Origin of the sequence: Vibrio ziniensis, assembly GCF_011064285.1 — a bacterium.
GTDB classification, from domain to species: domain Bacteria; phylum Pseudomonadota; class Gammaproteobacteria; order Enterobacterales; family Vibrionaceae; genus Vibrio; species Vibrio ziniensis.
Window position 1 is genome coordinate 2,002,382 of record NZ_CP049331.1, and the last position, 23,182, is coordinate 2,025,563.

The window sequence follows — 23,182 nt, forward strand, 5'->3', positions numbered from 1 at the left end:
CCCAAAGTATTAATTAGCACTAATACTATCAAAGGTATGAATCACATTCTTTGCGACCTGCGCCATGGTTAGGCTCGATTGCATCGCTGAACTTCTTAATACGCGGTAAGCATTCTCTTCATCAAGAGCATGCATTCTCATCAATAGCCCTTTGGCTTTTTCAATCCATTTTCTCTCTTCTAACTTAGAAGTGAGCTGATGAATTTCTTTTTGCAGCGCTATGCTTTTTTCGCGAACCTGAACGGAATACTCTATCCAAGGCTTTAGGTCAAAAGATGAATCAAAAGGCAGGATAACAAAGTCGTTAGACTCTGGCAGTCTATTGATATCATTAGAATTTAGCTGCTTAAGAATCACAAGAAGAGGAACTTGTTTATCCTTGCAGAATTCAACAATCAAACGCAGTTCAGCGGTTGGCTGGCGCCAAGATACAACCACGGTTGAGCGTTTTTCACGCCCAACCATTTGCTCTAGTTGTACCAACTGACACGCAACAATATGGTCATAATGAAGAGCAAGTTTAGCGCTGAGACCCGCTTGATCACTGATGCTATCACTACAAACTATCACTGGTTGAGACGTTGTTGAAAGAGACATAACCATTCCCTGTATTCATTGAACCCTATATTCAATTGAGCAAAGAATGTACCAGTTTTAAATTTGATTTTTATTTAATTAAAAACAATACGTTACAGGCATTAAGTAAAAATCCATACCACTTTATAGGTATAAAATACTGAGCAGAGAGATTATCCGTGAGAAAGCACATAAGCCTTCCAGTATGTGTACGCACTTTCAAACGCCTTCTCTCTGTCATGAAGCTCGGCAAAGAGTACCGCCGCCATAGTTGATACCACAGTATTTGCCATCATCGACATCTCTTCTGCGGGCGTTTTCATCGGGCATACCGCTAATGTTTCGATTTCCGATATGTACTGTTCAGGCCAATAAAAAGACTCAACGCCTGTTGGCTGACTCAGCCAAACAGTTTGGCTCACTTTAGGATTGTATTCGGACTCTCCAGAGACGCCTTTAAACGAAATAACGGCGTGAGATGTCTTACCAATCACATGCTCCACTTCAGCGTGCAATTGTTGAAAACCTGGATGAAAGCTTCCTCGAATCCCAATCTTGCCACCGCCAGGGTTTAGAGCGCGCACTACTGTGTTAATTGGCGTTCTTAAACCATAACGGTTCTTCCAACTGATCATCAGCTCTGCTTGAGGTGCAAAAGCGTTCAATGGAAGATAAGCAATACCGACTGTTTGAAGTAAAAGCTGTGCATGTTCAGTATCTGATGCCATTGGAATACCGAAAGTAGGCAGGTAATCTTCCGCGTGCTCACGGGATGCGGGCTTGTCGTTATAACCATGAAGAAGCACTTTGAATCCGTTATCGGCAAGAATTTTCGCAGCTAATAAATGCCATGGTTTACCCGCCGATGCTCGTTTACCAGCGTAACAAGGCCAGTCGATATCAGCGCCCAAATTAGGAACACGAGACTGAAAGGCTTTCACAAATCCTGCAATTTCATCATTGGTTTCGTTCTGTACTCGTATCAGCATAAGTAACATCGCCATCTGATCATCGTCGAATTCGCCACTGAGATATTCGTCCATCACCTGAAATGCTTGATCAAATGAAAGCGGCTTTCTTCCTCGCTCTCCTCGTCCAACGGTTCGAATACACTCTTTAATTATGCTCATGACAACCTCATCGCTTACTGATCATTAGTAATAGGACAGTTTATAAATACGCAGATTCCGCTTGCATACGTGTCGTTTGCGCGGTCTGAATTAACTGCTCTCTAAGCTTGACGACATCGCCCATAATAATCAATGCCGGACTTAAACCTTTTAGGTCTTCGGCCGTTTGTGTAAGTTGATGAAGCTCGAAAGTCACCACAGTTTGATTTACAGAACAGCCTTGCCCAACCACAGCGACCGGAGTGTCCGCCGATAGACCGTGCTGCATTAAGCCTTCTTGAATCGAATTTGCATTCTCAAGCCCCATATAGAACACCAGAGTTTGACCACTGGCTACCAGCCCAGCCCATGCAGGCAAAGCCCCTGTCACTACCTGACCTGTAATTAAAGTAACACTGCGAGCAACCTGACGGTGCGTGAGAGGAATAAGCGCACTGGACGAACAGCCAATAGCTGCGGTAATCCCCGGAATCACCTGATAAGCGATATTGTGCTTAACCAATTCCAGCGCTTCTTCACCACCACGACCGAAAATAAATGGGTCTCCACCTTTTAAACGCACAACTTGTAATCCTTTCTGTGCAAACTCTACCAGCAAGCGGTTGGTTTCCTCCTGCTTAAGACTTGGTAATCCACAGCGCTTGCCGACATAAACCATCTCCGCGTCAGGATTAACAAGGTCGAGAATGTCACGCCCAACCAATCGGTCATAAACGACAACATCGGCTGTTTGAATCACTTTCAGCGCTTTCACCGTTAATAAATCAGGATCATTCGGTCCTGCTCCAACAAGATAAACAAAGCCTTGTTTGTCACTCGAAGAACTGCGGCGAGTCAAAGTAGGCGTTTCACAATAATGACGTTCATGTACAGTAAAGCTTTCTGGTGTACGAACGGTTGTGTGGGATCGCATTTTCATCGCAAACTCCTTATGCCTTGCTCACAGCAATTGTTTGATAACTTTTAAGAATCTTGTTCACTTCGGGCACACATGAACCGCAATTTGAGCCGCATTTCAGTTTGGATTGCAGCTGATTTAACGTGACGCAGCCATCCTGCTCAATGGCATTTTGGATCTGCTTATCTGTGACTCGAAAACAACTACACACCAACTGACTTTGTGCTTTTTCACCCGCTATGGAGATGATGGAATTGAGGCTAAGGGGCTGACCGATAAGCGATGTGATGGCGTTGTAGTCTTGTTCCAATGGTTGAGGAGAAACAAGCACCACACCGGTTACTGTCATTAGCGGCTGATTGCCCGTTTGACGACCAATCACCATCATCCAACCATCAGGCAGATCCCAGCGGAAAACTTTCTCACCTTGGTTAATCGCAAACATGGATTTGTCTAAAGCAGTCAGGTTTGCAAAACGGACCACAATGCCGCCGTCATCCACCTGGCAACTGCGATAGTCACTACAAGGTAAGTCCCTCTCTTGTCCAACATACAGACCGAAGCTTTGCATTTGCACAGGAGCAATGTGAACGTTCGAAGACTTGAATGCCGGTTGACCTGAAATAGGGTCAACAATGCTTGAAACCGTGCGGTTAACTTGAGACTGCGCGCTGTAGCGTCCAGCCCAATGCATTGACATGAATAGCTGCTTGCCAGACAGACCGTCGTCAAACTTCACCTTAACGAAAATGCACGAGTCTGATTCATCGGAAACGCTGCGAAGTGCTGCGCAATAGCCCTCTTTTAAACCTATTGTCTCCGCGCTGAGTTTATTGACATAAATCGTTGGCTCAACTTCACCGGCAGCAAGCTTGGCAACATGCCCTGTACGAGTCATGGTGTGCCATTGGTCACGCTGCCTACCCGTATTTAGCCACCAGCCATGATTAGCTTCCACAAGTGCTTTTACCGCTACAAATTGGGCTTTCCCCGAAGCGGTAGAAAATACGCCATCACGATAAGGCGCTTCGCTATCTAGTGGCCACTGCGTCGGCTGCCAAGTTGCGTATTCGTCATCTGAAATTGAAGCGAACTTAGACAGATCGAACAGGTAATGTGAATGGGTGTTGATCGAGCTTAACCCTGCAAACTCACGGAAAACATCAGCTTCGCTCTTAAACTCAAAACCTGACTCACAATCGAGTTTTTCACAAAGTTTCTGCCCCACTTGGGTAATTGCCCACCAGTCTGGTTTTGCTTCACCCGGAGCAGGTAAAAAGGCGCGTTGACGAGACAAGCGACGTTCTGAGTTCGTCACCATACCCTGCTTTTCTCCCCAACCTGCGGCAGGTAATACGAGATCTGCATACGCAGCCACATCACTCTGCTCTGTGATATCAGAAACCACAACAAATTCACATTGCTCAAGGGCTCTACGCACTTGATCACTATTAGGCAAAGAAACCACAGGGTTCGTTGCCATCACCCAAAGCACTTTGATTTTCCCTGCTTCGACCGCATCAAAGAGATCTACAGCCTTCAAACCCGGTTTGTTAGCAATCGATGGTGACTGCCAAAATTCTTGAACCAAACGTACGGATTCAACATCAAAACCACGATGCACAGCGAGCTGGTTTGCTAGCCCTCCAACCTCTCTTCCGCCCATCGCATTGGGTTGTCCGGTCAGTGAAAATGGACCGCTTCCTTGCTTGCCAATTTTTCCGCAAGCAAGGTGTGCATTAATAATTGCGTTACCTTTATCAACGCCGGTTTCTGACTGATTTACACCCTGGCAAAATAGAGTCAGCGCTTTTGGCTTGTTACTAAACCAGCGATAAAAAGTTCCAACATCACTGGTATTCAAACCGAGTGAACGAGCAACACTTTCTAAGGTATAACGCTCAGATTTCACTTCATTGAACAGCTCGGAAAAGCCTTCAGTAGACGCATCGATAAAACTTTCGTTCAGCGCATCGTTATCAATCAAAAAACGAATTAAACCGTTGTATAGCAAGACATCACCATCGTTTTCGATCGCAAGGTGCAAGTCTGCCTGTTCAGCGGTGACGGTTCTTCTTGGGTCAATGACCACCAGTTTTAATTCGGGATTGTTTTCACGGGCTTGTTGAATACGACGAAACAATACAGGGTGTGTCCAAGCCGTATTCGCTCCAACGAGCACTAACAAATCTGTATGCATGATGTCGTCGTAGTTGACCGGTACAACATCTTCACCGAACGCTCTCACATGGGCGGCTACCGCCGAAGACATACAGAGACGTGAGTTGGTATCGATGTTTGCGCTGCCTACGTAGCCTTTCATCAGTTTGTTCGCTACGTAGTAATCTTCCGTCAGTATCTGTCCGGAAACATACATCGCCACTGAGTCTGGGCCGTGGTTAATCACGGCTTGATGGATTCTGAATGCGATCTCATCACTTGCCTGATCCCAAGAAATTTCTCTGCCCTTCATTTTTGGATACAGAAGGCGAGATGGCATGGCTAAGCTTTCTTTTAACGCTGAGCCTTTAACACATAAAGCGCCCTGATTCGCAGGATGTTGCTTATCACCTACAATCGAATCTTTGTTCGCCGTCACTCCGCAACCAACACCACAATAGGGGCATGTGGATTGAATTTTGTTTACTGCCATCATCACTTCCCTGCTCTTATGACAAATAAAAAGGCGCCTTACTTCTTTAAGAAGTAAGGCGCCTTTGCCTATAACCATTAACTTGGGCAAGTTAACTATAATCAGATTTGGTTGATTTCTTTATAGCAATACCGATGCCAAAATTTTTACCTATATAAATCATTTACTTAGTTTTATTGAGTGAATCTGTAGCGCACTAACTGTGTGCAAACCTGCTCCAAACAGTAACGAACATGCTAACCCCAAAGAAGTATATTCGCCGAAGCAATATTATTGCTTAAATACAAATTTTAACTCTCAATAAACAGTCTAAACACGAAGGCATAAAAAAACACCGAACTCTTTCGAATTCGGTGTTTAGTGATAATTGCTTAATCAGTTAATAAAGATTAACCAATATGAGTTGCGCCACCCATGTACTTCTGAAGTACCGCTGGAACTTCGATACGACCGTCTGCAAGTTGGTTGTTTTCAAGAATCGCAACCATTGTACGACCAACAGCCAAACCAGAACCATTTAGTGTATGCACAAGTTCAGGTTTTTTCTCGCCTTTACGACGGAAACGAGCTTGCATACGACGAGCTTGGAAATCCCACATGTTTGAACATGAAGAGATCTCGCGGTAAGTTTGTTGTGCTGGTACCCAAACTTCTAGATCGTAAGTCTTACGAGAACCAAAGCCCATGTCACCTGCACAAAGAACGACTTTACGGTAAGGAAGTTCTAGAAGTTGAAGTACTTTCTCAGCGTGTGCAGTCAGTTCTTCAAGTGCTGCCATTGAATCTTCAGGTCGAGTAATTTGAACCAACTCTACTTTGTCAAATTGGTGCATACGGATCAAACCACGAGTATCACGACCGTATGAACCCGCTTCTGAACGGAAACAAGGTGTATGAGCCGTCATTTTCAACGGTAGATCAGCTTCATCGGTAATGGTGTCACGAACTAGGTTGGTAACAGGGACCTCAGCCGTCGGAATCAGAGAGAATTTACGTGGTTCTTCGTCATTCACTTTTTCAGTTAGCGGCTCTGTATGGAACAGATCTTTGCCAAACTTAGGAAGCTGACCAGTACCAAACAAACTTTCAGCATTGACGAGGTAAGGAACATACATTTCTGTATAACCATGCTCTTCAGTGTGAAGATCTAGCATAAACTGAGCAATCGCACGATGTAGACGAGCAAATTGACCTTTCATCACGATAAAACGTGCACCCGTAATTTTTGTTGCACTAGCGAAATCCAGACCACCACCCATTTCACCGAGATCTACGTGATCTTTCAGTTCGAAATCGTAAGTTTTTGGTTCACCCCAACGTGCAACTTCTACGTTGTCGTTCTCATCTTTACCATCTGGTACCGAATCATCTGGCACGTTTGGTACTGTTTGAGTGATGGTTTCAAGTTGAGCTTGAACAGCATCCAACTCTGATTTTTTAGCGTCTAAGTCGTCACCCAAAGAACCAATTTGTTTTTTAATCTCTTCAGCGCCGTCTTTGTCGCCTTGAGCCATCAATTGACCGATTTGCTTAGAGATCGAATTACGCGAGGATTGTAAATTTTCAACTTCTACTTGAATGGACTTACGTTGTTCTTCAAGTGTACGAATAGTATCGACGTCGAGTTTAAAACCGCGACGTGCCAGTTTTGCAGCTGTTTCATCCAGCTCTGTACGAAGTAATTTAGAATCCAGCATTGTTAATCCTATGCTTTTGAGTATCGAAAAGACGTATGTGCTTGCTTTTTAAGCAGTCCATACGTATTGAATTTATAACTTGTCAAAGATAACGAAAAGACACTATTTTTCATAGCGCTTTTGTGGGCTTTTTGCGTCTAAATCCGCCAGATAATCTAACTTTTCACCTATCTTAGTCTCTAAGCCGCGATTTGTTGGCTGATAGTAGCGTGTTCCTTTCATTTCAGGTGGTAAATAGCGTTCGCCAGCAGCGTATGCGCCAGGTTCATCATGTGCGTAACGATATCCAGCACCGTAGCCTAAATCTTTCATCAAGTTGGTTGGTGCATTTCTCAAATGATATGGCACTTCATATTCAGGAAGATTATGTGCATCGGATAACGCTTGTTTCCAAGCTGAATACACCGCATTACTTTTTGGAGCACAAGCCAGATAGACAATCGCTTGAGCTATCGCTCTTTCACCTTCTGCCGGACCAACACGCGTGAAACAATCCCACGCAGATAACGCCACTTGCATAGCGCGAGGGTCAGCATTACCTATGTCTTCCGATGCAATGGCTAATAGACGACGCGCAATATATAAGGGGTCACACCCTGCTGAAATCATACGGGCTGCCCAGTACAAAGCACCATCAGGATTTGAGCCACGAATGGATTTGTGAACCGCTGAGATTAAGTCATACCAAATATCTCCTTTGTTATCAAAGCGCGAGACTTTCTCACCAGCAACTTCAGCAAGCAGGCTCAATGTAATCAGTTTCTGTCCTTGCTCATCTTCTTCTGCCATATCGTAGAGCAGTTCAAGATAGTTCAGTGACATTCTGGCATCACCACTAACCAGCTCCGATAAACGATCCAATACGTTATCTTTAAATACAGCTTTGGTTCTTCCTAAGCCTTTCTCAGAATCGTTCACCGCCTGTTCCAAAGCTTGATGAATTTCTTCTTTACTCAGAGAAGTTAGCTTATAAACACGCGCTCGCGACAGCAAAGCGTTGTTCAGTTCAAACGATGGGTTTTCAGTGGTAGCACCAATGAAGGTAACTGTTCCATCTTCAATATGAGGCAAAAATGCATCTTGTTGAGACTTGTTAAATCGATGTACTTCGTCAACAAACAATATGGTTCTGCGCCCAGTCAGTTTGTTTTCTCTGGCTTTTTCTATCGCTAGACGTATCTCTTTCACTCCAGAAGTCACCGCAGATACACGTTCAACTTCCGCGTTAGCATAATTTGCAGCGACTTCAGCCAATGTTGTTTTTCCGGTACCAGGAGGCCCCCACAAAATCATTGAGTGAATTTGTCCAGCTTCTAAAGCCTTACGCAAAGGCTTGCCGGCTCCCAATATATGTTGCTGACCAATATATTGGTCAACAGTTTGTGGACGCATACGTGCAGCAAGGGGACGAAAATCTTCATCCCCTGAAAAATCTAAAGAGTAGTTACTCACTGTGCCAATTACCTAGATCCATCGTTAGTTACGTTGGTCATCAACTTCCACGCCTTCAGGAACTTCAAATGTGAATCGATTCGTTGCCGGCTTTTGCTGTTTTACACTGTTAAAACTAAACAAGCTTTTCTGACCATCTTGTTCTAATACATTAAAACCTTTTACCACACCTTTATCATCAATCGTTATTTGAAATTGACCTTGATTCGATTCAACAGCTATCGGCGTCAGGGTGAAAACGTCGTTGTCTTGTTCAACTTTATAGGCATCCCAGTCGCTCGCACGATTACGTGTCAGCAAAACAAATGGCGTCTGTTCCATTGCTTGCTCTTGGTTGTAGATTGTAACCTGTTCGATAAATGGGCTGTAGTACCAGAGAGATTTACCATCAGAAACCAACAAGTTTTCATCAGGTTCAAGAGTCTCCCAACGGAAAAGACTTGGGCGAGCGATATCAACTAACCCACTACCATCCATCACGATTTCACCATCAGGGCTAATTACTTGTTGTTGAAATTTTGCACTAAAGCCATCCGTTAGTGCGAGACGCTCACTTAAATTCTCTTTCGGTGCAGCCAATACAGAGAAACTACACATTAAAAGAGCAAACCATTTCTTCATTGCTTTCGGCTCCTAGCCAATTCGTGTAAGGAAGTTATATCTGAGATTCTTCCTTGTTATGTCAACCTTATGTGGAAAAATTCGAATTTCTGGCTTTAGTTTCCGCAACAATGCTTAAACTTTTTACCGCTGCCACATGGACAGATTTCGTTGCGCCCGATGTTTTTATATGGGTTAACGTTTTGCGTTTTTGCACCTATCATCACTTCATCAGCAGCTAATGCGACTTCATGGATCATAAGATCAAGTTGTTTCACCATGTTTTCAAGCATTGGCAGGTCGGTAAAACCCGCTTCTTTCATTTGCTCATGTGTCTGATCTTCATCAATAGCAAGCATTAGTGTGGTGAGGAGTGCTTGTAACATTCGAATTGAACCATCAGAGGTTGCCACCTCTTGCCACAGTGGTTCAATCGTTGGCCACAACGTCATAAAGCCTTCAGCAAAATCAGATAACGATTCATCAAAGCCGGAATCTTGCTGCTCTAACCAAGCATGCAAACCATACTCATTAAGTTTGAGTTCGTGATATTGAGCGTTAATTTGTTCAGTAATCAGAGGCTTTAAACTCTCAGCTTGATCGCCAAATATCGAACTTAACCACGATTCAGGATCTAAAGGCTTTGTGGCTACGTTAGCCGCCAGAACAACACCCTCTATAAAAGCAGGAGATTCACTGCATTCCACTGTACTCAGATTCACAAATTGATAAGTCATTTAAACTCTTTTAGCTTTTGATAGTTTTGATTATTGCCATATTATAACCTGAACTTGCCGATAAGTTCTTGTGTGTATATCCCTAAGTTTCGATTCAAAGCAGTCGAATACACAACAAAGAATAACTCCATAGTTTTTCCAGCCCGTCGTTTACCAAGGTATAGTCCGGATTTCGTGACATTTCACCGCCATACCACTACAATCTCGCCTCCATTTTTGACGGTAGTAATAAGTTCTAAGTATGCGAGTTGTTTTAGGCCCCATGGAGGGCGTATTAGATAGTCTGATGCGCGAAATGCTCACAGAAATCAATGACTATGATTTCTGTGTCACTGAGTTTGTACGCGTTATTGACCAAACGCTTCCCGATCACATGTTCTATCGTCTTTGCCCTGAACTAAAACAAGATTCTGCGACGAAATCCGGCGTACCTGTAAAAGTTCAATTGCTTGGTCAAGAACCAGAATGGATGGCAGAAAATGCCGTTCGTGCCGCTAATCTCGGTGCATACGGAATCGATCTCAACTTCGGTTGTCCAGCGAAAACAGTCAATAAAAGCAAAGGTGGCGCAGCGTTATTGCAACAACCAGAACTTATCTACCAAGTCGTAAAAGCCTGTCGAGAGGCAGTTCCAGCACATATTCCTGTCTCAGCAAAAATTCGTCTTGGTTGGGAAAATCCTGATGACTGCTTTGAAATTGTCGATGCTGTATCACAAGCTAAAGCTGACGAACTAACGGTTCATGCCAGAACCAAGATGGGTGGCTATAAGGCAAGCGAAATTAAATGGGAATACATTGATAAAATCCGCCAGAAAACTTCTGTTCCTCTTATTGCCAATGGCGAAGTGTGGAGCTATCAAGATGGCCAGGATTGCATAAAGACCACTGGCGTCGATTCACTAATGGTGTGTCGCGGTGCGTTGAATATTCCAAACTTAGGTAATATGGTCAAACACAACCATGAAGCTATGTCTTGGAATGAAGTGGTGGAGCTACTGATTAAATACTCTGAATTCGAAGTCAATGGCGATAAAGCGAAATACTATCCAAACCGAGTGAAACAGTGGTTTTCATACCTGCGCCAGGCTTACCCTGACGCAGCAGACTTATTTAGAGAAATTCGCGTCAAAAATGACGTTGAAGCCATGGTTGAACATTTAAAACGCTATAGAGATTCACTATACGCGTAACAGTTTACCTAAAACACCAGCTTGTTTTTGCCGGTAGTTTTAGCTTCATAAAGTTTCTCATCTGCGATTTTGAATAGCTTATCGAAATCGCAGCCTTCCGCACTTTCAATAATCTCAACACCGCCAGACACCGTGAATCCTCGCTCGACGACACTAGAAGATTTCTCTGTAATAGCATCCTTAACACGTAACATAATTTTTTTCAGCACATCTCGGTCGTCGCCCGTTAGATAAATCACAAACTCTTCACCGCCAAATCTTGCTACAGCGTCAGTGCTACGAATGCTCTTTTCTATCTGCTCACCCAAATAGCAAATCACATTGTCACCGATATCATGACCGTAGGTGTCGTTAATAGATTTAAAATTGTCGATATCAAACACCGAGATTGACAGATAGGTGTTATGCTCTTTGCCCTTTAAAAACTCTTCCATGCCACGACGATTCAAAACACCAGTCATCGGATCGTGGGATGCTAAGTTCTCGTAGTAGTTTTTTTCTACTCGGGTACCAAGATGTAATGCGCCTATTACAGTCACTAAATACGCAAGCAATACGACTGTGATCCCCATGCTCATGTCACTGACAAACTGACTCAGCTCATTTTTCCAATCCCAGTGGTAGTAGAGATAGTGATCCATGTTGGTATAGCTGACATTCAGTTTATGGGGCAGATAGACCGAACGATCTAAAGGCAGAGATTCGGAGCGAACCAGCCTTAGTTTCCCAGCTACTGGAGATAAATCTCCGATTAGCTTATCAACACTGACATCCAGAACGACTACACCTTGGAATTCTTTATTCTCAAATACTGGCATCGCAAGTGTCATGTTGTTACGTTGCATCAACACTTCGCTAAATGCACTAGGACCAATGACAGATATAACATCGGGATTTTGAGCTGCCTCTTGCCAAAACGTCTTTAATCGAATGGTATTTAACTGCTCTTGGGTAATACCTTGGATCGCTTCCTTCGGAGAAGAGATGATAAAACCATGGTCATCGAGATAGTGAACACCGATAACATAGTCGTCGAGATCATGAAGGAATGAAATGATTGGAGCCAATGTGACTTTTCTTAACGCTAGTTCAGTGACATCACTAGTAACATTACAGTACTTTTCGTCACCAACCATCATATAACTGATGTTAATTGGTGGAGACGAATGAGCCAGGTTCTGCGTAAGAATTGACGACTCTTTAGGAGATAACTGACACACGCCATCAACCACCTCAATATTGAAATCGGCAGAAGCAGTCAGAGAGGTTTCGTAATAACTGGTGAAGCCATAGTCAAGAGCCACCAGGATCTTGCCAGCTCTTTGCAGCATGATGTTGACATTTCGGTACTCTGTACGGATCTGCTGATTGAGTACTATTAAATAGGAATAAGCCATTACAGCAATAACTGCTATTACTAAAGCTAAGGGTACAAAAATGACTACTTTTTTATAGTTTTTTTTTGGTTTCATATACTTTTCTTCGTATCAAAACAAAGGAAGAGAATTCTTTTAGTCCTTAGAGTAGTACACTTCATTTCATATATATATGCATATTGTATCGTTATAGGAATCTATTTCGATTGTTTTATATCTATCTCAATAATACAACATGGATTGTTCATATCATCCCAGACAAAAAGTGATACCTATTGCTTAATTGACTTACCTTGTTGTTTAAAAAGCAAAATCCTCCTTACACAGCTTGCGACTTTCGCAAGGTGTAAAGAGGATTACATATAGTTAATCAAATAAAGGGTTTAGTTCAGCAATAGGCTGTCATCAGACAGTTCTTCACCACGAACTTTAGAGAACATCTCAAGCAAATCTGGAACCTGCATATTGGCACGTTGGTCACCTGAAACATCCAGAACAATTTCACCTTGGTGCAGCATCACCGTTCTGTCACCACACGCTAATGCATCTTTCATTGAGTGGGTCACCATCATTACGGTCAGGTTAAACTCTTTCACTATTTTCTTGGTTAAATCAATAATGAAAGCAGCCATACGAGGGTCTAGTGCCGCTGTATGCTCATCGAGCAAAAGCAACTTACTGTCTGAAAGTGTTGCCATTACAAGACTAACCGCTTGACGTTGACCACCAGAGAGCAAACCTATGTTGTCGCCAAGGCGATTTTCTAAGCCTAAGCCAAGAATGCTGATTCGTTCTTGAAAGAGTTTACGACGATTAGTAGAAAGCGAATGCTTCCAGCCACGACGTTTACCACGCATGTATGCGAGCGCCATATTCTCTTCAATCGTTAACGCACCACAAGTACCCGCAAGAGGGTCTTGGAATACGCGAGCACATAGACTTGCACGTTGGTCAACACTACGACGAGTAACATCAATATTGTCGATATTGACTTTGCCACCTACCATCGGCGTTTCGCCTGTCACCGCACCGAGCAGTGTTGATTTACCTGCACCATTTGAACCGATAACGGTAAGAAACTGATGCTCTGGCACTTGCAGATCAACGCCTCTTAACGCGCGGTTCTCAAGGATAGTGCCAGGATTAAATGTAACTTGAATATCTTCTAAACGGATCATAATACTTCTCCTGACGCCTTAACCTGCTTAGATACAACCGACTTCTCAGCAGGTGCACTACCCTTTTTTGGCTTTCGATTCCTTTTCATTTTCGGCATGATTAACGCCAGCGCAACAAGCACTGCGGTAACCAAGTTCAAATCTGATGCTTGTAATCCAAACATTCCAGAACTTAGTGCAAACGCCACTGCCAAACGATATAGAACCGAACCAACAATAACCGCGGTTACTGCCACCCAAATTTTACGACCAGGAATAAGTGTTTGGCCGAGAATTACCGCCGCCAAACCAACAACGATGGTACCCACGCCGGAAGTCACGTCAGCGAAGCTGTTTGTTTGTGCAAACAACGCACCTGCAAAGCCAACAAAACCATTTGAAAGTGCCAAGCAAAAATAGGTGTAAAACGCTGTGCTTGCACCTTGCGCTGCAACCATGCGAGCGTTAACACCCGTTGCACGAAGACCCAAACCAAAGTCACTGTTCAGCAAACGAACAACAAACAACGCCGAAATCAGTACTAATACCGCAACGACCAGAGGACGAATCAGCATAGGATCACCCATGGATTCGAATGGTGTCAAAATTGTATCTTCACCCAATAGCGCTAAGTTAGGACGTCCCATAATGCGGATATTGATTGAAAACGCAGCAATCATTGTTAGTATTGATGCTAACAGATGCAGTATTCCACAACGAACGGTTAGGAATGCCGTAACCCAGCCAGTTGCTGCACCAGCGATAATTGCTAAGCCCGTTGCAATCCATGGGTCGATACCAGCAACAATCGCTGTTGCTGCTACTGCAGCACCCATTGGGAAGCTACCGTCAACACTTAAATCTGGGAAATCAAGAACTCGGAAAGTCAGGTAAACACCCAGTGCCACCAGACCGTAGATAAGGCCAACCTCTAAGGCGCCAAAAAAGGCAAAAGCAGACATACATACTCCCTTTTCTGCTTAATGAAGTTGGCGTATTGCTACGCCAACTCTTTTAACAATGGTGCTACTTAACGCTTGTTGCACGATCCATAACAGATTTAGGAATTTCTAGACCTAGCTTATCGGCCGCAGTCTTGTTAATCACCAAATCAGAACCTTTAGCAACTTTAACATCCAAAGAACCAGGAGCAGCGCCTTCCAAGATAGCAGCTACATAATCTGCGGTTTGTACACCAATTTGGTAGTAATCAAAACCAAGACTAGCTACAGCACCACGCTCTACGTATGAAGTTGCAGCACCAAATACAGGTGTTTTTGCTTGGTTTGCAGCAACGATCATGCCTTCGATTGCACTAGCAACTGTGTTATCGATAAGTGCATAAATGATGTCAGACTTAGCCGAAATCGCTTGTGTTGCTGACTGAACATCCGCACTTTTCAGTGCAGTTGCTTCAACTAGAGTAATACCGTGTTTTTGAGTAGACGTTTTTAGCAGTTCCATCAAGCTTACTGCGTTTGCTTCACCCGGGTTGTAAACCACACCGATAGATTTCACGTTTGGCATAATTTCTTTAATTAGCTCAACGTGTTGTTCAACTGGAGAAAGGTCAGAAAGACCGGTAACGTTCTTTCCTGGTTGTTCCATTTTAGAAACTAATTTAGCACCTACTGGATCAGTAACCGCAGTAAATACCACTGGAATTGTTTTGGTTGCTGAAACTAAAGCTTGCGCAGTAGGTGTTGCAATACCAACTAATACGTCTGGCTTTTCACCTACAAACTGACGGGCAATTTGTACAGCGATTGCAGGGTTACCCTGTGCGGTTTTAAAATCAAACTCTAGGTTTTTGCCTTCTTCATAGCCTTTTGCTTTTAGGCCATCAAGCAGACCTTGACGTGTTGCATCGAGTGCTGGGTGTTCAACGATTTGTGAAACCGCCACTTTAGCGGTTTTAGCCATAATGCTGTGGGAAGAAAGTAATGCAGCTCCGGCTAGAACGGCGGTAGCAATGACCTTGCTTGCTTTCATCTTAACTCCTTGATTTAAAGCATATTATTATTTGATGTTGTGTGATGTTTTTTAGTTATTGTGCAATTAGCATGCACTTAGCAACATTATTACCAGTAAGTATGCGTAAATGGAAGAAACATTTAACCGAGAAATAACAAAAAGAGAGTAATAAACAGAGTCTTGAGTTAACAAAGAAAAAGTACAAAAACGATGAACCGTTTTCAGCAAATTTTTTTGTTGCTGATGAGAGATAATTCAACGGAGAAAGAGATATGAAAAAGGCTCCATATGAAACAAGAGCCTTTATGAATTTGTTAAATTAGAACCAGCGATCTAATGAGGTTTTATCAAGCTGACGGAAAGCTCGATTAAGAACCATTGCTAGCTCTTTGTATCGTGGTCGCGATTTTATTGGCTCGAGAGCAGAACCTGTTTCAATGATTTTTGCATGTATCTCACGATACCAACCTGCCAGAGCTGGTGGCAACTGGGTGTTTGCTCTATGACCTAACCACCACATACCTTGCAAAGGTAAGCTAATAGCAAATAAAGCGACAACAACAGCTTGCGGCATAGCTTGAACATTTTGAAAACTCATCTGAGTTAACACGCTAATAGCGGCAACGGCTGGCATCACTTTGATACCAAAGCGGGTCGCTTTAATGATTCGCGCTTCCGGAAAAAGAAGGTTCAACTCTTTCCGCATAGGCCAAACTTGCATGTACTTTTGGCCATCTTTCAAGCTGTGGATGATTCCGACACGATTGCTCATACCACTTCCTCACTCTCAGGTTATCGCCTCTTTTGGGCGAATTCGCTAAAAAATAGTTGAATAGTTCAACGAATAACGTAAAAATTTGATAAAAGCTAATATTGATTCAAATTTTTTTTGTTATATTACCCCATTATCGCTATCCTTTGCGGACTCTCAATCTCATTGTTGCTGTTATTTACAATTTAGGCAACTTTAAGACTTATCTGCAAGGAACGCAGCAGACGATTTCAATGACGAAGTCTCGTCTCAAGATAGGGAAGTTAAAGCTTTATTGATTAAGATTAGTACCAACTGCTTATGCATCTACTATTCTTGTCATTGATTTTGTCCTAACCGATTATTACAGGTAGTCACTCATGTCTAAGCTAGTTTTAGTTTTAAACTGCGGTAGTTCTTCACTTAAATTCGCTGTTGTCGATGCACAAAACGGCGACGAGCATCTTTCTGGTCTTGCAGAATGTTTACACCTTCCAGAAGCTCGTATCAAGTGGAAACTTGATGGTAAGCACGAAGCACAACTAGGTGAAGGCGCTGCACACGATGAAGCTCTATCTTTCATCGTAGAAACTATTCTTGCTTCTAAGCCAGAACTTGCGGCACAACTTAAAGCTATCGGTCACCGTGTTGTACACGGCGGCGAGAAGTTTACTAAATCTGCTCTAATTGATGATGCTGTACTTCAAGGTATCGAAGACTGCTCAACGCTAGCACCACTTCACAACCCAGCACACATCATCGGTATTAAAGCGGCACAGAAAGCGTTCCCTGCACTGAAAAACGTTGCTGTATTTGACACAGCTTTCCACCAAACTATGCCTGAAGAAGCGTTCTTATACGCACTTCCATACAAACTTTACAAAGAACACGGTGTTCGTCGTTACGGCATGCACGGTACTTCTCACCTATTTATCGCTCGCGAAGCCGCTGAGCGTCTAGGTAAGCCAGCTAACGAACTAAACATCATTAACTGTCACCTAGGTAACGGCGCATCTGTATGTGCAATTAAAAACGGTGAATCGGTTGATACTTCAATGGGCATGACTCCACTTGAAGGTCTAGTGATGGGTACTCGTTGTGGTGACATCGATCCTGCGATCATTTTCCACCTACACGACGCTCTTGGTTACTCAGTTGAGCAAATCAACAACATGCTGACTAAAGAGTCTGGTCTTCTAGGTCTAACTGAAGTGACTTCTGACTGTCGTTTCGTTGAAGACAACTACGGTACTAAAGAAGAAGCAACTCGTGCGATGGACGTATTCTGCCACCGTCTAGCTAAGTACGTAGCTGGCTACACTGCAAGCCTAGACGGTCGTCTAGACGCTATCGTATTTACTGGTGGTATTGGTGAAAACTCTGCACCAATCCGTGAAATGGTTCTTAACCGCCTAGCTATCTTTGGTATCAAAGTAGACAGCGAAGGTAACCTAAAAGCTCGTTTCGGTGGCGAAGGTGTGATCACTACAGCTGACAGCCGTATTCCTGCAATGGTTATCTCAACCAACGAAGAGTTGGTAATCGCTGAAGATACCGCAGCTCTAGCAGGTCTTTAATTTATCTCTGGCTAACCTAACGGTTAGCCAGATTTCTATAGGGGCTTAGAAAATATTCATTTTTGTCTGATTAACTAAGCTTTATATCAATCCAATCTATATCTTAGATTGCATCCAATAGTTTGAGGTACCTTACAGATGTCCCGTACTATTATGCTTATCCCTATCAGTGCTGGCGTAGGTTTAACCAGCGTGAGCATGGGTATTTTACGCGCTATGGAGCGTAAAGGCGTAAACGTTTCTTTCTACAAGCCTATTGCTCAACCACGCAGTGGTGAAGATCTACCAGATCTAACTTCTACTATCATCGGTCGCAACAGTGATCTTAAAATTGCTGAACCTTTAGCAATGTCTACAGCTGAGACTCTAATCGGCTCAGAGAAAATGGACGAGTTGCTTGAGACTATCGTTGAGCGTTACAACCAAATCAACAGTGAGTCAGAAGTTACTCTGATTGAAGGTCTAGTACCTACTCGTAAGCACCCATTCGCTAACCAAGTAAACGCTGAAATTGCGGCAACACTTGGCGCTGAAATTGTATTCGTTGCTACTCCTGGTACAAACAACCCAACACAGTTGAAAGAGCGTATTGAAATCGCTTGCTCAAACTTTGGCGGTACTAAGAACAAGAATATTAAAGGTGTAATAATCAACAAGCTTAACGCACCTGTTGATGAAGCTGGCCGTACTCGTCCAGATCTATCTGAAATGTTCGATGATGCTGATAGTGCGATTCAAACTAATCTTGAAGTGATGCAAATCTTCAATACTAGCCCTATTCGTGTTTTAGGTTGTGTGCCTTGGAACATAGAACTGATCGCGACACGTGCAATCGATATGGCTAAGCACTTAAATGCTGAAATCATTAATACTGGTGAAATCAAAACTCGCCGTATTAAGAGCATCACTTTCTGTGCACGTTCAATCCCTCACATGATTGAACACTTCAAGCCTGGTTCTCTACTGGTAACTTCAGCAGACCGCCCAGACGTAATCGTTGCAGCTTCTCTAGCAGCGATGAACGGCGTCGAAATTGGTGCTGTACTTCTTACTGGTGGTTACGATATCCCTTCAGAAATCGTTGACCTATGTAAACCTGCATTTGATTCTGGTCTACCAATTTTCAAAGCACAAGGTAACACTTGGCAGACTTCTCTGAACCTGCAAAGCTTCAGCTTAGAAGTACCTGCTGACGATAAAGAGCGTATTGAGTTCATCAGCGAACACGTAGCAAGCCACATTGATGGCCCTTGGATTGACTCTCTATCTGAAGGCACTCAAGGTATCCGTCGTCTAAGCCCACCAGCATTCCGTTACCAGTTGACTGAATTTGCTCGTCGTGCAGGTAAGCGTATCGTTCTTCCTGAAGGTGATGAGCCACGTACAGTAAAAGCTGCGGCTATCTGTGCTGAGCGCGGTATCGCAACGTGTGTACTATTAGGTAACCCTGACGAAATCCGTCGCGTTGCAGCGCAACAAGGCGTTGAGCTAGGCGCTGGCGTTGAAATCATTGATGCCGATTCAGTTCGTGAAAACTACGTTGCTCGTCTTGTAGAGCTACGTGGCTCGAAAGGTATGACCGAAGTGGTTGCTCGTGAGAAACTGGAAGATTCAGTTTTCCTAGGCACGATGATGCTTGAAGCAAACGAAGTTGACGGTCTAGTGTCTGGTGCTGTGCATACAACAGCGAACACTATCGTTCCTCCGTTCCAAATCATCAAGACTGCACCAAATGCGTCTATCGTTTCTTCAATCTTCTTCATGCTACTGCCTGATCAAGTATTGGTGTACGGTGACTGTGCAATCAACCCAGATCCAACAGCTGAACAACTTGCTGAAATCGCTATCCAATCTGCTGACTCTGCAGCGGCATTTGGTATCGACCCACGTGTTGCAATGATTTCATACTCTACTGGTGAATCTGGTAAGGGTGCTGACGTTGATAAAGTACGTGAAGCAACTCGTATTGCTCAAGAGAAGCGTCCTGATCTTATGATCGATGGTCCTCTACAGTACGATGCTGCAATCATGGAAAACGTAGCAGCTTCTAAAGCTCCTAACTCTCCAGTTGCAGGTAAAGCGACAGTATTCGTCTTCCCTGACCTAAACACGGGTAACACGACTTACAAAGCGGTACAACGTTCTGCGGACCTAGTATCTATCGGTCCTATGCTACAAGGTATGCGTAAGCCTGTTAACGACCTATCTCGTGGTGCGTTAGTAGACGATATCGTATACACAATCGCTCTGACTGCAATCCAAGCTGACCAAGAAGCAAAATAATCTTCACTATCTGCTAGTTAAGCCGTGACATATGTCGCGGCTTTTTTACACCAGATCTCTCCCATGAGGAGATTCCAAATCCAATACTGGTCCCATCGGAACCACTTGCGTCGGGTTAATACTGGTATGACTAAAATAATAGTGGCGTTTAATGTGGTAGAAATCTACCGTCCCTTTTACTCCAGGAACTTGGTATAGCTCTTTCAAATAACCATTCAGATTTGAGTAATCCGCTATTCTTTTCTTATTGCACTTAAAGTGCCCAACGTACACTGCGTCAAATCGAACAAGTGTGGTAAACAGACGCCAATCAGCTTCAGTAATACTTGAACCCGCTAAATATCTATTATGTGCTAGATGAGCATCTACTTTGTCTAACGCTTCAAACAATGACTCATAAGCTTCTTCATATGCTTCCTGAGTCGTTGCGAAACCACATCGGTAAACACCATTATTGATATTCGGATAAATGTAGTCATTCCACTCGTCGATAACACTACGTAGAGAATCAGGATAATAGTCGTCTTTGTTACCGGTTAGTTCATTAAATGCGCGGTTAAACATTCGAATAATTTCAGACGATTCATTGCTGACAATAGTTTGATGTTTTTTGTCCCACAATACAGGTACTGTCACGCGTCCTGTATAATCAGACTTAGCTTGTGTATAGATTTGGTGAAGTTTGGTATGCCCGAAAAGAGGTTCAGGAATACCGAACTTCCAACCTTCATGGAGCATATCTGGGCAAACAATGGTTACGTCGATAATATCTTGCAGCTGTTTTAACTCTCGGAATATTAACGTGCGGTGAGCCCAAGGGCACGCGAGAGAAACATATAAGTGATAACGACCAGCTTCAGGCTGAAACTGAGAATTGGGTCTGCCGTCTATCCAATCTCGAAATCCAGCATCTTCTCGAATGAATTTACCGCCACTGCTTTTGGTGTCATACCAAACATCTTGCCAGACACCATCAACTAATTTCCCCATCACTCACCTCATCGACGTTCAAACTTCTGGGTTATTATAGTTGATTGAGAGTTACACTCACCCGAGTGGTTTTGGCTTAGTCATTCGAATTTTTTGAAGGTTTCATTGGATACAAAAAAAGCGCGACTCAAAAAGAAGCCGCGCTTATGCCCGTCACAGGCTGAATTTACATCTCAACATGTAGACACGAAACTGCATGGGTATCACTACCTTGAATTTGTGGCTTGGTTTGAGCACAGATCTCTGTTGCCTGTGGGCAACGAGTTCTGAAAACACACCCTGATGGCGGGTTGATTGGTGAAGGCAGATCGCCTTCAAGCATTTGAATAGTCTTAGAACGTTCCAGCTTTGGATCTGGAATAGGAACCGCAGACATCAATGCTTTGGTGTACGGGTGTTTAGGGTTTGCAAATAATGCTTCAGATTCGCCTAGCTCTACTGCATTGCCTAAATACATCACCAACACACGATCAGAAATATGTTTCACTACAGACAAGTCATGCGCGATAAATACAAGGCTTAAACCCAGTTCACGTTGCAGTTCCTGTAGAAGGTTAACAACTTGAGCCTGAATTGACACATCAAGCGCCGACACAGGTTCATCACAGATGATCATCTTAGGCTTAAGAATCAATGCACGTGCAATACCGATACGTTGGCACTGACCGCCTGAAAACTCGTGCGGATAGCGGTTGATTACGTTAGGTAACAAACCCACTTTCGCCATCATCTCTTTCACACGATCTTTAACTTCCTGCTTAGAAAGCTGAGGATAGAAAGTCTGTAGAGGCTCGGCAATGATGTCCCCGACGGTCATACGTGGGTTCAATGATGCTAGAGGGTCTTGGAAAATCATCTGAATCTCTTTACGAGTTTCACGACGCTTCACTTCCTGCATACGAGTTAAATCTTGACCAAGCCAAACCACTTCACCTTCCGTCGCTTGTACTAGACCGATAATTGCACGCGCAAAAGTAGATTTGCCACAACCAGATTCACCCACAACGCCTAGCGTTTCACCTTCATAAAGGCGAACATTCACACCATCAACCGCTTTCAGTTTTAGAGGTTTAGCCCAAGGCCATGCTGATTTAGTCGCGATGTCAAAGTGTACTTTGAGTTCTTTAACATCTAACAGTAATTTTTTATCTATGCTCATTTCGTCCAAGTCTCCCAGTCAGAAAAACAGGCGCGTTGACGACCAGTTCCAAATGGAGTCAGGATCGGCGCTTCACGTTTACAGCGATCCATCACGCGATGACAACGTTCTTGATATGGACAGCCTGTTGGTAGACGAAGTAAGTTTGGCGGGTTACCCGGAATCGTTGGTAACACGTCGCCTTCAGTATCTAAACGAGGAATCGCTTTTAACAGACCTTCTGCATATGGATGGCTAGGTTGATAGAAAATTTCATCAACGGTGCCATATTCCATTGTACGGCCAGCGTACATCACTAGCACTTTGTCACAAGAACCTGCGACAACACCTAAGTCGTGAGTAATCATGATAATCGCTGTGTTGAACTCTGTTTTCAGTTCGTTCAACAACTCCATGATTTGGGCCTGTACTGTTACGTCAAGTGCCGTTGTCGGTTCATCGGCAATCAGCAGTTTAGGACGACATAACAGAGCCATTGCAATCATTACACGCTGGCGCATACCGCCTGAGAACTCGTGTGGGTACATAGTGATACGCTTACGAGCTTCTGGGATTTTCACTGCTTCTAGCATGCGCACAGACTCTTCGAACGCCTGTGCTTTGCTCATGCCTTTGTGCAGCATCAACACTTCCATTAGCTGATCGCTAACTTTCATGTATGGGTTAAGCGACGTCATTGGATCTTGGAAGATCATCGCAATTTGTTCTGCTCGAACTTTGTTCAGCTCTTTCTCTGGCAGGTTCAAAATCTCCTTGCCTTCGAATTTTGCGCTTCCTGAAATGATACCGTTTTTAGCCAAAAGGCCCATGATAGCGAATACAGTTTGAGATTTACCCGAACCTGATTCGCCTACGATACCTAATGTCTCACCCTGGTTAAGTGAGAAGTTCAAATCGTTTACTGCGGTAACAATACCATCTTGGGTAGTGAACTCTACACGCAGGTCTTTGACATCTAATAAAGCCATTAGTACTTCCTC

The 23,182-nt window shown here is 43.6% G+C and carries 19 protein-coding genes; 3 read left to right on the forward strand and 16 right to left on the reverse strand.

Going from position 1 to position 23,182, the window contains the following annotated elements; genetic code table 11:
* Positions 1-9: 9 nt before the first annotated feature.
* The 8 genes from G5S32_RS09150 to G5S32_RS09185 all read right to left on the reverse strand — a co-directional run bounded on the left by G5S32_RS09150 (position 10) and on the right by G5S32_RS09185 (position 9,743).
* Positions 10-597: an ANTAR domain-containing response regulator gene (locus G5S32_RS09150; RefSeq protein ID WP_165311726.1), complete on the reverse strand. Its 588-nt coding sequence runs from the start codon at positions 595-597 to the stop codon at positions 10-12.
* A gap of 152 nt (positions 598-749) precedes the next feature.
* The gene (locus tag G5S32_RS09155) at positions 750-1,706 is read right to left on the reverse strand and encodes a glycosyl transferase family protein (RefSeq protein WP_165311727.1); all 957 of its coding nucleotides are present in this window, start codon (positions 1,704-1,706) and stop codon (positions 750-752) included.
* A gap of 40 nt (positions 1,707-1,746) precedes the next feature.
* Complete coding sequence (cobA, locus tag G5S32_RS09160; RefSeq protein ID WP_425509192.1) at positions 1,747-2,625, reverse strand: uroporphyrinogen-III C-methyltransferase; 879 nt, start codon at positions 2,623-2,625, stop codon at positions 1,747-1,749.
* A 10-nt stretch (positions 2,626-2,635) separates the two neighbouring features.
* Positions 2,636-5,257 (reverse strand): nitrate reductase, encoded by a 2,622-nt coding sequence (locus tag G5S32_RS09165; RefSeq protein WP_425509193.1) that lies wholly within the window; start codon positions 5,255-5,257, stop codon positions 2,636-2,638.
* 389 nt (positions 5,258-5,646) lie between these two features.
* Positions 5,647-6,954 (reverse strand): serine--tRNA ligase, encoded by a 1,308-nt coding sequence (serS, locus tag G5S32_RS09170; protein ID WP_165311728.1) that lies wholly within the window; start codon positions 6,952-6,954, stop codon positions 5,647-5,649.
* A 102-nt stretch (positions 6,955-7,056) separates the two neighbouring features.
* Complete coding sequence (locus tag G5S32_RS09175; RefSeq protein WP_165311729.1) at positions 7,057-8,406, reverse strand: replication-associated recombination protein A; 1,350 nt, start codon at positions 8,404-8,406, stop codon at positions 7,057-7,059.
* 24 nt (positions 8,407-8,430) lie between these two features.
* Positions 8,431-9,027, reverse strand: coding sequence for an outer membrane lipoprotein periplasmic chaperone LolA (gene lolA, locus G5S32_RS09180; RefSeq protein WP_165311730.1), 597 nt, complete (start codon positions 9,025-9,027; stop codon positions 8,431-8,433).
* Between the two features lie 95 nt (positions 9,028-9,122).
* The gene (locus G5S32_RS09185) at positions 9,123-9,743 is read right to left on the reverse strand and encodes an SEC-C metal-binding domain-containing protein (protein ID WP_165311731.1); all 621 of its coding nucleotides are present in this window, start codon (positions 9,741-9,743) and stop codon (positions 9,123-9,125) included.
* Positions 9,744-9,984: 241 nt separating this feature from the next.
* On the opposite strand from G5S32_RS09185, the gene dusC reads away from it, so the two are divergent.
* The gene (gene dusC / locus G5S32_RS09190; protein ID WP_165311732.1) at positions 9,985-10,935 is read left to right on the forward strand and encodes a tRNA dihydrouridine(16) synthase DusC; all 951 of its coding nucleotides are present in this window, start codon (positions 9,985-9,987) and stop codon (positions 10,933-10,935) included.
* An 8-nt stretch (positions 10,936-10,943) separates the two neighbouring features.
* Here the strand turns inward: dusC and G5S32_RS09195 are convergent, their stop codons facing one another.
* The 5 genes from G5S32_RS09195 to yfbV all read right to left on the reverse strand — a co-directional run bounded on the left by G5S32_RS09195 (position 10,944) and on the right by yfbV (position 16,214).
* A complete protein-coding gene (locus G5S32_RS09195; RefSeq protein ID WP_165311733.1) occupies positions 10,944-12,407 on the reverse strand; it encodes a GGDEF domain-containing protein in 1,464 nt (487 codons plus the stop codon).
* Positions 12,408-12,694: 287 nt separating this feature from the next.
* A complete protein-coding gene (locus tag G5S32_RS09200; protein WP_165311734.1) occupies positions 12,695-13,489 on the reverse strand; it encodes an ABC transporter ATP-binding protein in 795 nt (264 codons plus the stop codon).
* Positions 13,486-14,430 carry an ABC transporter permease gene (locus G5S32_RS09205; protein WP_165311735.1) on the reverse strand — a complete coding sequence of 315 codons (945 nt, stop codon included), beginning with the start codon at positions 14,428-14,430 and terminating at the stop codon, positions 13,486-13,488. The genes G5S32_RS09200 and G5S32_RS09205 overlap by 4 nt, the downstream gene beginning before the upstream one ends.
* Positions 14,431-14,494: 64 nt before the next feature.
* Positions 14,495-15,460, reverse strand: coding sequence for an ABC transporter substrate-binding protein (locus tag G5S32_RS09210; protein WP_165311736.1), 966 nt, complete (start codon positions 15,458-15,460; stop codon positions 14,495-14,497).
* 301 nt (positions 15,461-15,761) lie between these two features.
* Positions 15,762-16,214, reverse strand: a complete 453-nt coding sequence (yfbV, locus tag G5S32_RS09215; RefSeq protein ID WP_165311737.1) for a terminus macrodomain insulation protein YfbV — start codon at positions 16,212-16,214, stop codon at positions 15,762-15,764.
* Positions 16,215-16,573: 359 nt separating this feature from the next.
* On the opposite strand from yfbV, the gene G5S32_RS09220 reads away from it, so the two are divergent.
* The gene (locus tag G5S32_RS09220; RefSeq protein WP_165311738.1) at positions 16,574-17,770 is read left to right on the forward strand and encodes an acetate kinase; all 1,197 of its coding nucleotides are present in this window, start codon (positions 16,574-16,576) and stop codon (positions 17,768-17,770) included.
* A gap of 138 nt (positions 17,771-17,908) precedes the next feature.
* On the forward strand, positions 17,909-20,053 hold the full coding sequence (gene pta, locus G5S32_RS09225; protein ID WP_165311739.1) for a phosphate acetyltransferase: 2,145 nt from the start codon (positions 17,909-17,911) through the stop codon (positions 20,051-20,053).
* 45 nt (positions 20,054-20,098) lie between these two features.
* Here pta and G5S32_RS09230 read toward each other — a convergent pair whose 3' ends face one another.
* From G5S32_RS09230 to oppD, 3 genes are all read right to left on the reverse strand, one after another.
* On the reverse strand, positions 20,099-21,043 hold the full coding sequence (locus G5S32_RS09230) for a glutathione S-transferase family protein (RefSeq protein WP_165311740.1): 945 nt from the start codon (positions 21,041-21,043) through the stop codon (positions 20,099-20,101).
* Positions 21,044-21,209: 166 nt separating this feature from the next.
* On the reverse strand, positions 21,210-22,202 hold the full coding sequence (gene oppF / locus G5S32_RS09235) for a murein tripeptide/oligopeptide ABC transporter ATP binding protein OppF (RefSeq protein WP_165311741.1): 993 nt from the start codon (positions 22,200-22,202) through the stop codon (positions 21,210-21,212).
* Positions 22,199-23,170 carry an ABC transporter ATP-binding protein gene (gene oppD, locus G5S32_RS09240; protein ID WP_165311742.1) on the reverse strand — a complete coding sequence of 324 codons (972 nt, stop codon included), beginning with the start codon at positions 23,168-23,170 and terminating at the stop codon, positions 22,199-22,201. Before oppD ends, oppF begins: the two co-directional genes overlap by 4 nt.
* Positions 23,171-23,182: the final 12 nt, after the last annotated feature.

Excerpts from the sequence above, each read along its gene's own strand:
- G5S32_RS09165 (WP_425509193.1), bottom strand. The coding sequence starts at position 5,257 with ATGGCAGTAAACAAAATTCAATCCACATGCCCCTATTGTGGTGTTGGT.
- oppF (WP_165311741.1), bottom strand. The coding sequence starts at position 22,202 with ATGAGCATAGATAAAAAATTACTGTTAGATGTTAAAGAACTCAAAGTA.
- G5S32_RS09230 (WP_165311740.1), bottom strand. The coding sequence starts at position 21,043 with ATGGGGAAATTAGTTGATGGTGTCTGGCAAGATGTTTGGTATGACACC.
- cobA (WP_425509192.1), bottom strand. The coding sequence starts at position 2,625 with ATGAAAATGCGATCCCACACAACCGTTCGTACACCAGAAAGCTTTACT.
- G5S32_RS09200 (WP_165311734.1), bottom strand. The coding sequence starts at position 13,489 with ATGATCCGTTTAGAAGATATTCAAGTTACATTTAATCCTGGCACTATC.
- G5S32_RS09220 (WP_165311738.1), top strand. The coding sequence starts at position 16,574 with ATGTCTAAGCTAGTTTTAGTTTTAAACTGCGGTAGTTCTTCACTTAAA.
- pta (WP_165311739.1), top strand. The coding sequence starts at position 17,909 with ATGTCCCGTACTATTATGCTTATCCCTATCAGTGCTGGCGTAGGTTTA.
- serS (WP_165311728.1), bottom strand. The coding sequence starts at position 6,954 with ATGCTGGATTCTAAATTACTTCGTACAGAGCTGGATGAAACAGCTGCA.
- G5S32_RS09210 (WP_165311736.1), bottom strand. The coding sequence starts at position 15,460 with ATGAAAGCAAGCAAGGTCATTGCTACCGCCGTTCTAGCCGGAGCTGCA.
- lolA (WP_165311730.1), bottom strand. The coding sequence starts at position 9,027 with ATGAAGAAATGGTTTGCTCTTTTAATGTGTAGTTTCTCTGTATTGGCT.
- G5S32_RS09155 (WP_165311727.1), bottom strand. The coding sequence starts at position 1,706 with ATGAGCATAATTAAAGAGTGTATTCGAACCGTTGGACGAGGAGAGCGA.
- yfbV (WP_165311737.1), bottom strand. The coding sequence starts at position 16,214 with ATGAGCAATCGTGTCGGAATCATCCACAGCTTGAAAGATGGCCAAAAG.
- G5S32_RS09185 (WP_165311731.1), bottom strand. The coding sequence starts at position 9,743 with ATGACTTATCAATTTGTGAATCTGAGTACAGTGGAATGCAGTGAATCT.
- oppD (WP_165311742.1), bottom strand. The coding sequence starts at position 23,170 with ATGGCTTTATTAGATGTCAAAGACCTGCGTGTAGAGTTCACTACCCAA.
- G5S32_RS09195 (WP_165311733.1), bottom strand. The coding sequence starts at position 12,407 with ATGAAACCAAAAAAAAACTATAAAAAAGTAGTCATTTTTGTACCCTTA.
- G5S32_RS09150 (WP_165311726.1), bottom strand. The coding sequence starts at position 597 with ATGTCTCTTTCAACAACGTCTCAACCAGTGATAGTTTGTAGTGATAGC.
- dusC (WP_165311732.1), top strand. The coding sequence starts at position 9,985 with ATGCGAGTTGTTTTAGGCCCCATGGAGGGCGTATTAGATAGTCTGATG.
- G5S32_RS09205 (WP_165311735.1), bottom strand. The coding sequence starts at position 14,430 with ATGTCTGCTTTTGCCTTTTTTGGCGCCTTAGAGGTTGGCCTTATCTAC.